Source organism: Pseudomonas sp. G.S.17, assembly GCF_038096165.1.
Lineage (GTDB): Bacteria > Pseudomonadota > Gammaproteobacteria > Pseudomonadales > Pseudomonadaceae > Aquipseudomonas.
In genome coordinates this window covers 1581172-1594519 of the sequence record NZ_CP151076.1, presented here as the reverse complement: position 1 = coordinate 1594519, position 13348 = coordinate 1581172, and the positions used below count along the sequence as shown (strand labels likewise).

14 protein-coding genes are annotated in these 13348 nt (G+C 57.8%); 4 read left to right on the top strand and 10 right to left on the bottom strand.

The annotated features are described in order from the left end of the window. Nucleotides 1–140: 140 nt before the first annotated feature. Entirely contained in the window at nt 141–551 is a 411-nt protein-coding gene (locus AABC73_RS07310; RefSeq protein ID WP_065834833.1) for a quorum-sensing-regulated virulence factor family protein, read from the top strand. A 240-nt stretch (nt 552–791) separates the two neighbouring features. Then, the gene (locus AABC73_RS07305; RefSeq protein WP_341523036.1) at nt 792–1907 is read left to right on the top strand and encodes a TIGR00730 family Rossman fold protein; all 1116 of its coding nucleotides are present in this window, start codon (nt 792–794) and stop codon (nt 1905–1907) included. On the opposite strand, the gene recX is transcribed toward AABC73_RS07305, so the two are convergent. From recX to AABC73_RS07285, 4 genes are all read right to left on the bottom strand, one after another. Next, the gene (gene recX, locus AABC73_RS07300) at nt 1908–2375 is read right to left on the bottom strand and encodes a recombination regulator RecX (protein ID WP_341523035.1); all 468 of its coding nucleotides are present in this window, start codon (nt 2373–2375) and stop codon (nt 1908–1910) included. 6 nt (nt 2376–2381) lie between these two features. Next, nucleotides 2382–3449, bottom strand: a complete 1068-nt coding sequence (gene recA / locus AABC73_RS07295) for a recombinase RecA (RefSeq protein WP_020289447.1) — start codon at nt 3447–3449, stop codon at nt 2382–2384. Between the two features lie 93 nt (nt 3450–3542). Continuing rightward, nucleotides 3543–4043 carry a CinA family protein gene (locus AABC73_RS07290; RefSeq protein ID WP_341523034.1) on the bottom strand — a complete coding sequence of 167 codons (501 nt, stop codon included), beginning with the start codon at nt 4041–4043 and terminating at the stop codon, nt 3543–3545. 70 nt (nt 4044–4113) lie between these two features. After that, nucleotides 4114–4245, bottom strand: a complete 132-nt coding sequence (locus AABC73_RS07285; RefSeq protein ID WP_341523033.1) for a hypothetical protein — start codon at nt 4243–4245, stop codon at nt 4114–4116. Between the two features lie 276 nt (nt 4246–4521). Here AABC73_RS07285 and mutS point away from each other — a divergent pair, with 276 nt between their 5' ends. Both mutS and fdxA read left to right on the top strand, forming a co-directional pair. Next, nucleotides 4522–7089, top strand: a complete 2568-nt coding sequence (mutS, locus tag AABC73_RS07280; RefSeq protein WP_341524187.1) for a DNA mismatch repair protein MutS — start codon at nt 4522–4524, stop codon at nt 7087–7089. A 247-nt stretch (nt 7090–7336) separates the two neighbouring features. Beyond that, complete coding sequence (gene fdxA / locus AABC73_RS07275) at nt 7337–7660, top strand: ferredoxin FdxA (RefSeq protein ID WP_341523032.1); 324 nt, start codon at nt 7337–7339, stop codon at nt 7658–7660. Nucleotides 7661–8232: 572 nt separating this feature from the next. Here fdxA and rpoS read toward each other — a convergent pair. The 6 genes from rpoS to ispF all read right to left on the bottom strand — a co-directional run bounded on the left by rpoS (nt 8233) and on the right by ispF (nt 13344). Continuing rightward, nucleotides 8233–9246 (bottom strand): RNA polymerase sigma factor RpoS, encoded by a 1014-nt coding sequence (rpoS, locus tag AABC73_RS07270; RefSeq protein WP_065834828.1) that lies wholly within the window; start codon nt 9244–9246, stop codon nt 8233–8235. A gap of 102 nt (nt 9247–9348) precedes the next feature. Further along, nucleotides 9349–10218 (bottom strand): peptidoglycan DD-metalloendopeptidase family protein, encoded by an 870-nt coding sequence (locus tag AABC73_RS07265; RefSeq protein WP_341523031.1) that lies wholly within the window; start codon nt 10216–10218, stop codon nt 9349–9351. Nucleotides 10219–10401: 183 nt separating this feature from the next. Next, nucleotides 10402–11037 (bottom strand): protein-L-isoaspartate(D-aspartate) O-methyltransferase, encoded by a 636-nt coding sequence (locus tag AABC73_RS07260; protein ID WP_170826365.1) that lies wholly within the window; start codon nt 11035–11037, stop codon nt 10402–10404. Between the two features lie 41 nt (nt 11038–11078). After that, on the bottom strand, nt 11079–11828 hold the full coding sequence (gene surE, locus AABC73_RS07255; protein ID WP_331150776.1) for a 5'/3'-nucleotidase SurE: 750 nt from the start codon (nt 11826–11828) through the stop codon (nt 11079–11081). Further along, a complete protein-coding gene (gene truD / locus AABC73_RS07250; protein WP_341523030.1) occupies nt 11816–12874 on the bottom strand; it encodes a tRNA pseudouridine(13) synthase TruD in 1059 nt (352 codons plus the stop codon). The genes surE and truD overlap by 13 nt, the downstream gene beginning before the upstream one ends. After that, the gene (ispF, locus tag AABC73_RS07245; protein ID WP_020289457.1) at nt 12871–13344 is read right to left on the bottom strand and encodes a 2-C-methyl-D-erythritol 2,4-cyclodiphosphate synthase; all 474 of its coding nucleotides are present in this window, start codon (nt 13342–13344) and stop codon (nt 12871–12873) included. The genes truD and ispF overlap by 4 nt, the downstream gene beginning before the upstream one ends. Nucleotides 13345–13348 lie beyond the last annotated feature (4 nt).

Here is a 13348-nt window from a genome sequence, read left to right as displayed (position 1 = left end):
ATCTGTTTTCGGCCTAGGAGCTGTATCGGCTAGTCCTCTATACTTCGCCCCCGCTGAAGCGTCTGCATCTGGCAGCCTGCTTAGTGAACGTACTTTTAAGTTTCCGGTCCAACGGCCAGTCACTGAATCAGGAGAGTTTAATGCTGCGCCTTATCGTTCCCACCCTTACGCTGTTGCTCGTTGCTCCGCTGTGCGCCAATGCGGCGTCCAAGCAGGAATTCGAACTGAGCAAAATGCTTGAAAAAGTCGCGAAGGAAAGCAGCGTCGGTACACCGCGGGCGATCAACGAAGACATTCTCGATCAGGGCTACACGGTTGAAGGCAACGCGCTGATCAACCACCTGAGTGTGCGCGAAGGGCAGGCACAACAGATGCGTGCCAATCCGGATGCCGTGCGCAATCAACTGGGTAACAGCGTTTGTCACAACAACGGCTATCGCCAGTTGATGACCAAAGGCGCGGTACTCAAGTATCAGTTCACCGAGTACAAGACCAATCGTCCGGTTACCACCCAGATGTTCAAGGCAACCGACTGCGCCGTGAAGAAGTAACTGATTCCTGCTAGTAACAGGCGGCGCGCAATGCTTGCTCAGCGGCGCGCCACCTGACAGAGTTCTCCCCCTGCAGACCATCGTGTTCTGTGCGCAACACATCCCCATAAATCATGATTGCGACGCAGACAATCGTTGCCAGCTTCAATGCTATAAGCACATCATCGAAAAGAGCCAGGCTTCCTGTTCGAACGATCAGCTTTGATCAGGATGATGATTCTGCGCATGGAGAAGCTTTGAATGCCTTACGTACCGAATGACCTTCTTTCAACACACTTTCAGGGCAACGGTGCCGACCTCGCCCGGCAAATTGAAGAACAGATCAAAGTCGTCGCCCCTGACAGCCCGAATCTTCCGCTTTACCGCGACATGATGTTGACCGTGCTGCGCATGGCTCAGGATGATCGCAGCCGCTGGAACGCGAAAATCACCCTGCAGACCCTGCGCGAGCTGGACAATGCCTTTCGGACCCTTGATCGATTCAAGGGGCGGCGCAAAGTGACGGTCTTCGGCTCCGCGCGAACGCCTGCCGAGCACCCGATGTACAACCTGGCCAGAGAACTTGGCCAGGTACTGGCGCAAGCCGACCTGATGGTCATCACCGGCGGTGGCGGCGGCATCATGGCGGCGGCCCATGAAGGTGCCGGTCGCGAGCACAGCCTGGGGTTCAACATCACCCTGCCCTTCGAGCAACATGCCAATCCGACGATAGAAGGCACCAGCAACCTGCTGCCGTTCCACTTCTTCTTCACCCGCAAGCTGTTTTTCGTCAAGGAAGCCGACGCGTTGGTTCTTTGCCCTGGCGGCTTCGGTACGCTGGATGAAGCACTGGAAGTCCTGACGCTGATCCAGACTGGCAAAAGTCCACTGGTGCCTATCGTGCTGCTTGATGCACCGGGCGGAGGCTTCTGGCAAGGCGCCCTGGATTTCATCAAGGCTCAACTGGAAGCCAATCATTACATCCTGCCCAACGATATGAAGCTGCTGCGACTGGTCTACAGCGCTGAAGACGCGGTCGAAGAAATCAACCAGTTCTACAACAACTTCCATTCAAGTCGCTGGTTGAAGAACAAGTTTGTCATCCGTATGCATCACTCCCTCAGCGAACCGGCGATGGAGCACATGCAGGAAGCCTTCGCCGACCTGCGCATGGCGGAAGGTTTCCACCAACACAGCTATGCAGGGGAAGAACATGACGAGGCTCAGTTCAGCCATCTGACCCGGCTTGCCTTTACCTTCACTGGCCGCAATTACGGCCGCTTGCGAGAGTTGGTCGACTATATCAACCAGCCGGAAAACTGGGTTGATACCGACAGTCACCCACGTCAGCAGCGTGCGTCGGTAAACGTTAGCTGATCAGTCGTCCCCGCCCCGGCCGCTGAGCAAGCGGCCGATCATATCCAGCGGGTAACCGCGATAACTCAGGAATCTGCCTTGTTTGGCACGTTCACGAGCATCGATCGGCAGGTGCCCGGCAAATTTGCGTTGCCAGGTTTCCTGAAGCATCTCTTGCCAATCCAAGCCGCATTCACGCAACGCCTGCTCGATATCCCCACGCTGCAAGCCGCGCTGGCCGAGTTCTTCACGAATGCGCAAAGGCCCGTAGCCCGAGCGCGCGCGATAGGAAACAAAGCTTTCAAGGTAACGGGATTCGGAGAGCAGCCCTTCTTCCGTCAGACGGTCCAGGGCCGGGTCGATCAATTCGGGAGGTGCGCCGCGCTGACGCAGTTTACGCGTCAGCTCGACACGACCGTGCTCGCGGCGCGCGAGCAGGTCCATTGCAGTTCGCCGGATGGCGGCGGGTGTATCCAGTATCGCGGACATGAACTATCAGATATCGACGTCAGCTTCAGCCATGTCAGCAGCCGGAGCGACAGCAGGACGTGAACCTTCGGCCTTGGTGTCAACGCCTGGAGTCAGCAGTTTATCGCGAATCATCTTCTCGAGTGCTGCACCGACTTCCGGGTTATCCGCCAGGTACTTGGCCGAGTTGGCTTTACCCTGACCGATCTTGCTGCCCTGATAGCTGTACCACGCGCCGGACTTCTCAACGAAGCCGTGCAGCACAGCCAGATCGATGATCTCGCCGTTCAGGTAAATACCCTTGCCGTAAAGAATCTGGAACTCGGCCTGACGGAACGGCGGAGCCACCTTGTTCTTCACAACCTTGACGCGGGTTTCGCTACCAACGACTTCGTCGCCTTCTTTTACGGCACCTGTACGACGGATATCCAGACGTACCGAAGCGTAGAACTTCAGCGCGTTACCACCCGTGGTGGTTTCCGGGCTACCGAACATCACACCGATTTTCATGCGGATCTGGTTGATGAAGATAACCAGGCAGTTGGCGTTCTTGATGTTACCGGTGATCTTGCGCAGCGCTTGAGACATCAGACGAGCCTGCAGACCCACGTGCATGTCGCCCATCTCGCCTTCGATTTCGGCCTTTGGCACCAGTGCTGCCACGGAGTCGACCACGATCACATCGATCGCATTCGAACGCACCAGCATGTCGGTGATTTCCAGGGCCTGCTCGCCGGTGTCCGGCTGGGAAACCAGCAGGTCATCGACGTTTACGCCCAGCTTGCCGGCGTATTCAGGATCGAGTGCGTGTTCCGCATCGACGAACGCGCAGGTTGCGCCCATTTTCTGGGCCTGAGCGATAACCGAAAGGGTCAGCGTGGTTTTACCGGAAGATTCCGGACCGTAGATTTCAACGATCCGGCCTTTAGGCAAGCCACCGATGCCTAGTGCGATATCCAGACCGAGCGAACCGGTAGAGATAGAAGGAATCGCCTGGCGGTCATGGTCGCCCATGCGCATTACGGCACCTTTACCGAATTGACGCTCGATCTGACCCAAGGCCGCAGCCAAGGCTTTCTTCTTGTTCTCGTCCATTGAAGTCCTCACGTAATCAAATTCAATTAGGGGCCTGACGGCCACAACACCTGTATAAGTAGACAGTATTATTCCACAGGGTTGAGCGCGCGCCTACCCCTGTGTTGGAATTTCTGTCCGGGCAAGCGCTATCAGCCCCTCTAGCGCGGCCTTTACCGTTTGTCGGCGTACATCATCGCGATTACCGTCGAACTGGCGCCGCTCGGAAATGAGCGTTCCGCCATTCCCCCAGGCCAGCCAGACCGTACCCACCGGCTTGTCGATCGAACCGCCATCAGGCCCCGCGACGCCGCTGACTGCCACGGCAAACTGCGCGCCGCTGTGGGCCTGTGCACCGCGGACCATGGCTTCGACAACTTCCCGGCTGACTGCGCCAACCGTCGAAAACAGTTCGTCCGGCACTTCGAGCTGCAAAAGCTTCTGCCGATTGGAATAAGTGACATAACCGGCCTCGAACCAGGCCGAGCTACCGGAAATCCGCGTAATGGCTTCGGCGATGCCGCCACCGGTGCAGGATTCAGCAGTGGTCACCTGTTCATCCAGCGCCTTGAGATGTTTGCCGAGGTTCGCGGCAAGCTGAGTGATCTCGTCCAACACATTTCTCCTTCATTGCTCGCGTCCAGAATGGGAACGGCTGCGCGGGCAACCGTTCCTTCATCATCCATCAAGATTCTTTCTTTTTCGGGCACGCTGGCTTTTTGATGGTTTCAACCGTGGTTTCCTTCGGTCGACGCTTGGCTTCCTCGACAGGAATGAAGCGCCCGCTACCTGAATCCCTTGCACGCTTGTTCGCCATATAAAATTCCTTTTCTATAAGAGCCGGCGCTCAATCGGCCGACGACGCAACGAAGTCTATACAGCGATTTCGTTTCTGTGATCGCCCCGAAACGCCAAGTCACTAATAAGCCGCCACGCAGCGGGCCTGCGTGGCCGAAGCACCCGTGGTAACCTTGCGCCCATCGCAAATACCCGGACTGACCGGCCCCACGTCCCCGACGGGGCTGCAGGTCATGCCCTTTAATTTGCCCCACCTTTTCTAACGAATTTGCCTAACTATCTGATGAATAAAGCAATTTCCGACTTGTCTGCACACACCCCGATGATGCAGCAATACTGGCGGCTGAAGAATCAGCATCCCGATCAGCTGATGTTCTATCGCATGGGCGACTTCTACGAAATCTTCTACGAGGATGCCAAGAAAGCGTCCAAGTTGCTGGATATTACCCTCACCGCACGCGGGCAATCGGCTGGCCAGGGCATCCCCATGTGCGGGATCCCGTACCACGCAGCCGAAGGTTATCTGGCCAAGCTGGTGAAGTTGGGCGAGTCGGTGGTGATCTGCGAGCAGATCGGCGACCCGGCAACCAGCAAAGGACCGGTCGACAGGCAAGTAGTGCGCATCATCACGCCGGGCACGGTCAGTGACGAAGCGCTGCTGGATGAGCGTCGCGACAACCTGATCGCCGCGGTGCTGGGCGATGAGCGTTTGTTTGGCCTCGCCGTGCTGGACATCACCAGTGGCAATTTCAGCGTGCTGGAAATCAAAGGCTGGGAAAACCTGCTGGCCGAGCTTGAGCGGATCAATCCGGTGGAGCTGTTGATCCCTGACGATTGGCCGCAGGGGTTGCCTGCGGAAAAACGCAAAGGCGCGCGACGTCGTGCCCCGTGGGATTTCGAACGCGATTCGGCGCTGAAAAGTTTGTGTCAGCAATTCTCCACTCAGGACCTGAAGGGCTTTGGTTGCGAGAACCTGACGCTGGCCATCGGCGCTGCCGGCTGCCTGCTGGGTTACGCCAAGGAAACCCAGCGCACGGCATTGCCGCACCTGCGTAGCCTGCGCCATGAACGGCTGGACGATACCGTGGTGCTCGACGGTGCCAGTCGGCGCAATCTTGAGCTGGACACCAATCTTGCCGGCGGTCGTGAAAACACCCTGCAATCGGTCATGGATCGCTGCCAGACCGCCATGGGCACGCGCTTGCTGACCCGTTGGCTGAACCGGCCGCTGCGTGACCTGAAGGTTCTTCAGGCGCGGCAAAGCTCGATCACCTGCCTGCTGGAGCGATACCGCTTCGAGAACTTGCAACCGCAACTCAAGGAAATCGGCGATATCGAGCGGATTCTCGCCCGTATCGGCCTGCGCAACGCCCGGCCGCGAGATCTGGCGCGTCTGCGCGATGCGCTGAGTGCGTTGCCTGAATTGCAAGTGGCGATGACGGATCTGGAAGCGCCGCACTTGCAACAGCTCGCGCAAACCGCCGGGACTTACCCGGAGCTGGCGCAACTGCTGCAGCGGGCAATCATCGACAACCCGCCAGCGGTCATTCGTGACGGCGGCGTGTTGAAGACTGGCTACGATGCTGAACTGGATGAATTGCAGTCGCTGAGTGAAAACGCCGGGCAGTTCCTGATCGATCTGGAAGCCCGGGAGAAAGCACGCACGGGTCTGGCCAACCTGAAAGTCGGCTACAACCGGATTCACGGCTATTTCATTGAGTTGCCGAGCAAGCAGGCGGAACAGGCGCCTGCGGATTACATTCGACGCCAGACCCTCAAGGGCGCCGAGCGCTTCATTACGCCAGAACTCAAGGAGTTCGAAGACAAGGCGCTGTCGGCGAAAAGCCGCGCGCTGGCCCGGGAAAAAATGCTTTATGAAGCGTTGCTGGAAGACCTGATCGGCCACCTCGCGCCGCTTCAGGACACCGCAGCGGCGCTGGCCGAGCTGGATGTCTTGAGCAACCTGGGCGAACGCGCACTGAACCTCGACCTGAACTGCCCACGGTTCGTCGAAGAGCCCTGCATGCGCATTGATCAGGGTCGCCATCCCGTCGTCGAGCAAGTCTTGTCCACGCCCTTCGTCGCCAACGACCTGGCGCTGGATGACAGCACGCGCATGCTGGTGATTACCGGTCCGAACATGGGCGGTAAATCCACCTACATGCGCCAGACAGCATTGATTGTGCTACTGGCCCACATCGGCAGCTTCGTGCCTGCGGCCAGTTGCGAGCTGTCCCTGGTGGACCGGATTTTCACCCGGATCGGTTCCAGTGATGACCTCGCTGGCGGTCGCTCGACCTTCATGGTGGAAATGAGCGAAACCGCCAACATCTTGCACAACGCTACCGACCGCAGCCTGGTGCTGATGGACGAAGTCGGTCGTGGCACGAGCACATTCGACGGTTTGTCGTTGGCCTGGGCTGCGGCAGAATGCCTCGCCCAATTGCGCGCCTACACCTTGTTCGCCACGCACTATTTCGAGCTGACAGTGCTGCCGGAAAGCGAGCCGCTGGTGGCCAACGTCCACCTCAATGCCACCGAGCATAACGAGCGGATTGTCTTCCTGCATCGGGTGCTGCCGGGGCCGGCCAGCCAGAGCTACGGCTTGGCAGTGGCCCAGCTGGCGGGGGTTCCAGCCAAGGTCATCGTGCGCGCCAAGGAACATTTGCAACGTCTGGAGACGACCAGCCTGCCCCACGAACAACCCCGCGCCAAACCTGGAAAATCCGCTGCACCGATGCAAAGCGATCTGTTCGCCAGTCTGCCGCACCCGGTACTGGATGAGCTTTCCAAGGTCAAAATCGACGATCTCACGCCGCGTCAGGCACTAGAGTTGTTGTATACCCTGCAAACACGCATCTGACGTGAACGGTTACAAGCTGGTAGAATCCCGCGCGGTTTGGGATGCTGCCAGCTTTTAGCCTGGCTTGAGCAGATAAGCCGAGCCGCGTGGAAACGTAGCGACCTGAAGTTGAACGAAGCGCGTGCAGCCAGCCTGCCAGTGAGTCGTTTGGCCAATGCATTGTTTTCACAAAGGCCGGGAAACTTCCCGAACCTGGCAACCCTGTCTGGAAGGGCTCTGCTACCGCCGCCTGAGGAGAGAATTAGAAATGACCTTCGTCGTCACCGACAACTGCATCAAGTGCAAGTACACCGACTGCGTAGAAGTGTGTCCGGTGGACTGCTTCTACGAAGGCCCGAATTTCCTGGTGATTCACCCGGATGAGTGCATCGATTGCGCACTTTGCGAGCCAGAATGCCCTGCCAACGCCATCTTCTCTGAAGACGAGGTTCCGGCCGGCATGGAGAACTTCATCGAGCTGAACGCTGAACTGGCAGATGTCTGGCCGAACATCACCGAGAAGAAAGACGGCATGCCCGATGCTGCAGAGTGGGATGGCAAACCAGGCAAGATCGCAGACCTGGAACGCTGATTTACCCAAGTACAAAAAGGCCCTGACAGGGCCTTTTTTGTTATCAGCCCGCGCACTTTCGGGCAGACGAAAAAAGGGGCGGTATGAACCGCCCCCCCTTTGTACTATTCCTTGCAATCCATTAATCATCATCCTGATGAATCGCATCCTGCGATGTCCTTTGACTGTCTTCCTTGACTGTCTGTGCCTGTCCGTTGGCACAGTTCTGATATTAGTGCTTTTTTCGTGCAGAACAACCCTCGAAAACCTTTCAAAAAATTCCACCCCTTGCGCCCGCCAAATATCAAACCCTTTAATTTCAATAAGTTACGATAAATCACTCCAGATAAAGGGGCATCTATTGCTTTATCCAACAACAATAACTTACACATCGCGTACGTAAAGGCTTACAGGGAAAGTACGCAAAAGCAGCACGTTCACGGGTGGACGGCTTAGATAATGAGAATCAAACCAGCAGGTATTTATATGTATTTACGATTAAAAAATGACAGAAAAAAAAACACCCCACAAGGAGGTGTTTTTGTTTAGCAGAAATAACAGCGTTTAATTAGCTAGCTAAGCAGAGTGTTGAGTTATTGAAACAATGACTCACTGGATAAACCATTTTTTTCAAGAATCTCCCGAAGACGCTTCAGGCCTTCAACCTGAATCTGGCGGACACGCTCGCGCGTAAGACCGATCTCCAGCCCGACATCTTCCAGCGTACTGCTCTCATGGCCGCGCAGGCCAAACCGACGGATGACGACTTCACGTTGCTTGTCGGTAAGCTCGGAAAGCCACTGATCGATGCTCTGGGAGAGATCGTCATCCTGCAACAGTTCGCACGGATCTGTCGGACGATCATCGGTCAGGGTATCAAGCAGGGTCTTGTCAGAGTCCGGCCCGAGTGACACGTCCACCGAGGAAACCCGCTCATTGAGACCCAGCATGCGCTTGACCTCGCCCACCGGCTTCTCGAGCAGGTTGGCGATTTCTTCCGGAGAGGGCTCGTGATCGAGTTTCTGGGTCAGCTCGCGAGCCGCCCGCAGGTAGACGTTGAGTTCTTTGACCACATGAATCGGCAACCGGATGGTCCGGGTCTGATTCATGATGGCGCGCTCGATGGTCTGACGAATCCACCATGTCGCGTAAGTCGAGAAACGAAAGCCTCGTTCCGGGTCGAATTTTTCGACTGCCCGGATCAAGCCCAGGTTGCCTTCCTCGATCAGGTCGAGCAATGACAGCCCGCGATTGACATAACGTCTGGCGATTTTCACCACCAGGCGCAGGTTGCTTTCGATCATGCGTTTGCGTCCCGCCGGATCACCACTTTGCGACAGACGCGCAAAATGGACTTCTTCTTCGGGGGACAACAGGGGAGAGAATCCGATTTCATTGAGGTACAGCTGGGTCGCATCGAGCGCCCGGGTGTAATCAATGTATTTGTGTTGCTTGAGCGATGTGGAGTTTCTTGCCTTGGCTCGAACCGAAGCTTTTGCAGCTTTGTGCTGCTTTTCGTCCGATTCGGATTCCAGGACGACACCGGCTTCCATAAGGAGAACCTCGTCGTCGATGTCAAACTCCGGCGCTTCTTTGCTGAGAGCCATTGTTATAGTCCTTTGGTGAGTTCGACCTCAAGCTCTAGCGACGCCTATTTCCATGGCAACGCTTGAGCCTGTCCCTCTACGTCAGGAACAGGCTGGCAACAATCAACGACGTGGCAAGAATTGCAGTGGATCTACAGGTTTTCCCTGGCGGCGAATCTCAAAATGCAGTTTCACTCGGTCGGTTCCCGTTGACCCCATTTCGGCAATTGTCTGCCCTGCCTTGACCTGCTGTCCCTCCCGAACCATCAACCTGCGGTTGTGACCGTAGGCGCTTACGTAGGTATCGCTGTGTTTGATGATGATCAATTCGCCGTAGCCCCGCAATCCACTCCCGGCGTATACAACTGAACCATCAGACGCAGCCAAAACAGGCTGTCCCAAATCACCAGCGATATCAATTCCTTTATTCAAACTACCGTTTGAAGAGAATTTCCCGATCAAAATACCACTGGAGGGCCACGTCCAGCCCGTCGGAGAAGGGCCGGCAGGCCCTGTTCTCACGTCTCCAGAAGGGGGAATAACCACCGGCACAACCGAAATCGGCTTGGAAATTACCGTGGTTTTGACCGAGCCTGAACTGCTCGTGGAGGTCGACGAACTGCTCTGCGCAACACCCGGCCGACCTGCTGTCGCGACCGCTGAGGCGCTGGAGCCAGAGCGCCCGTCAAAGCGAATCGTCTGACCCGGACGGATGGTGTAAGGCTCAGGGATCTGGTTGCGGGCGGCCAGCGCCTTGTAGTCCCAGCCATAACGGAAGGCAATGGAAAAAAGCGTGTCACCGCGCCGTACCACGTACTGCCCGGTGGTCACCGTAGGACGTTGGGGCGCGGCGTTATTGTTCCGGTCCACGACCCGAACGCCGCCCGATGGCGTACTGGAGCAGCCGACCAAAAGGACACTGAGAACGATGCCAGTCACCAGTCGCTGAAAACTTTTTGAAAACATACGCTGCCGAATGACTGTGCGACTCACCCGCCACTCCCTTTACTGGTGACTGAATTTAAGCTGCCTATTGTGCCGTAATAACGGCGGCAGCTACTGCTTAAACTTTTTGAAGCCTTTGCTGCACATCACGCCAGCTCGCCGGACCGCGCGGCTGCGACAGGTGATAGACCAACGGCGCTGATCAGAATTCAGTGGCCGGGCCAAAGGTTCTCAGGCCAACGGCCCATTGAGCAGCGGAACAAAGCGCACCGCCCCCAGAACATGCCGGGAAAAACCATTTTCTTCACGAATGATCAGCATCAACTGCTGGACTTCGCCTGAACCCACTGGAATGACCAGCCGCCCGCCCGGCGCCAGTTGATCGAGCAGCGCCTGGGGAACGTCCGTCGCCACTGCCGTGACGATGATGCCGTTATAGGGCGCGAGTGCCGGCCAGCCTTCCCAGCCATCCCCCCAGCGAAACACCACATTGCGCAGATTCAGTTCGACCAGGCGCTCTTTGGCGCGGTCCTGCAGCACCTTGATGCGTTCCACCGAGAACACGCGCTCCACCAGCTGCGCCAGTACGGCGGTCTGATAGCCCGAACCGGTGCCGATCTCCATCACCTTGTCCAGCGGACCCGCAGCGAGCAGCAGCTCGCTCATGCGCGCCACCATGTACGGCTGGGAAATGGTCTGGTTATGACCGATCGGCAATGCCGTGTCTTCATAGGCGCGATGGGCCAGGGCCTCATCGACAAACATATGCCGTGGCGTCTTGCGGATCACGTCCAGCACCTGCACGTTGGACAGACCTTCGTCATACAGACGCTGAATCAGTCGCTCGCGGGTACGCTGGGAAGTCATCCCGATTCCACGGCGTAACAGATCATCTTGTTCGCGCGACATCAGAGAAGGCCCTCCAGCCATTTGTTCAGGCTGCTGAACCCGTCCTGATAGGTACGATCGAGCTGCAACGGGGTAATCGACACATACCCCTGCATCACCGCATGAAAATCAGTCCCCGCGCCGCCATCTTCGGCGTCACCGGCCGCCGCAATCCAGTATCCCGAGCGACCACGTGGATCAACCACCTTGATCGGTGCCGCCGCACGGGCGCGATGGCCCAGGCGCGTCAGCTGGATGCCGCGGACATGCGCCAGCGGCAGATTGGGGATATTCACGTTCAGGACCGTGCGCGGTGGCAGGTCCAGTTGTTCGTGGGACTCGACCAGCAGGCGCGCGTAATGCGCTGCCGTGGCCAGGTTTTCCGGCTGCCGGGAGAGAAACGAAAAGGCAAACGACGGCCGCTGCAGAAACCGCCCTTCCAGAGCAGCCGCAACCGTGCCGGAGTACAGGACATCGTCACCGAGGTTGGCGCCCAGATTGATTCCGGACACCACCATGTCGGGCGGGGTATCCAGCAGGCCGTTGAGGCCCAGGTGAACGCAATCGGTTGGCGTGCCGTTGACGCTGATAAAGCCGTTCGACAAGGTGTGGGGATGCAAAGGACGGTCGAGCGTCAGCGAGCTGCTGGCGCCGCTTTTGTCCTGGTCGGGAGCGATTACCACGCACTCGCTGTAATCGGCCAGCGCCGCATACAGCGCCGCGAGACCGGGCGCAGTTACCCCATCATCGTTTGAAATCAGAATACGCATGAGCTGTCCGTCTGCCCTACCGGTACCAGATCGACGAGTTCGCGCACCAATACAGTGGCGAAGCATCCAGCCGGGAGGACGAATTCCAGTTGCAGAATGTCAGGCTCGGGATAATGCCACGTCAACCCGCCAATGGGCAGTCGCAGGATACGCCGTTCGTGTTCCATTCCGGCTCGAATCAACCAATCGCGCAATGCCGCTTCACGATTGGCGATGTCGTTCTCCAGCGTAGCAGTTGCGGCCGACGCCGGCGAAGGGCCTTCGCCCCATTGCGGGCCAGTCGGATGCAGATCGAGAATCGCCAGACGTGGATCGCTGCACTCGTCGATGCCGGCCGGGAAAAAACTGCGGCTGTCGGTAAAGGCCAGCAAGTCGCCAACCTGCGCCCGCTGCCAACTGCCATCGGTCACGCGCGCGGCCAACACCTGATTGAACAGGTAACTGCGTGCCGTGGAGAGCAGACGCGAGCGAACCGCGCGCTGCTCGGGCAAAGCCTGGCGCCCTGCGTAATCACGAGCTTCACCCAGGTTTCCGCCTTGATAACCGAAGCGTTGGCTGCCGAAATAATTGGGGATCCCGGCCTTGGCGATCTGCTCAAGACGCTGCTGTAACGCGTCCTTGTCGCCATTCAGTTGCGTCAGACGCAGGGTAAAACCGTTCGCCGCATGCGCGCCGCGCTGTAACTTGCGCTTGTGGCGGGTGGTTTTGAGGATCTTCAGCGTGTCGTCTTGTGCCGCTGCCAGATCAGGATCGGCCTTGCCTGGCAGCTGGATGCTGAACCACTGACGCGTCAGGGCCTGGCGGTCTTTGAGACCTGCGTAGCTCACGGTCCGGAGCGGCACGCCAGCGGCCTTGGCCAGTCGACGTGCGGCTTCTTCGGTATTGAGGCCGCGTTTCTCGACCCACAGCCAGAGGTGTTCGCCGTCGCCGGAAAGCGGGATGTCCAGCACTTCGTCGACCTGAAAATCTTCCGCCGTTGCCTTGAGCACAGCGCTGCCCAGCGACTCGCCATACGCGCGCGGGCCCAGCAGTTCCAGTTCCGTCATGCGGACAACAACAGGGCAACCGCGTGAACCGCGATGCCCTCTTCCCGACCCGTGAAGCCGAGTTTTTCGGTAGTGGTAGCCTTTACGTTCACTTGATCCAACTCAACCTGAAGATCCGCGGCAATCAGTGCGCGCATCGAATCGATATGCGGGGCCATTTTCGGCGCCTGGGCAACGATGGTGGCGTCGACATTGCCGACTTTCCAGCCCTTGCTCTGGACCAGCGACAGCACGTGGCGCAACAACGCCCGGCTGTCGGCACCCTTGAACTGTGGGTCGGTGTCAGGGAAATGCTTGCCGATGTCACCGAGCGCAGCTGCGCCCAGCAAGGCATCGCTCAGGGCATGCAACAGCACATCGCCATCGGAATGGGCCAGCAGCCCGAAACCGTGCGCAATCCGCACCCCGCCTAAGGTAATGAAATCGCCTTCAGCGAAACGGTGCACATCATAGCCATGGCCAATACGCATAAAA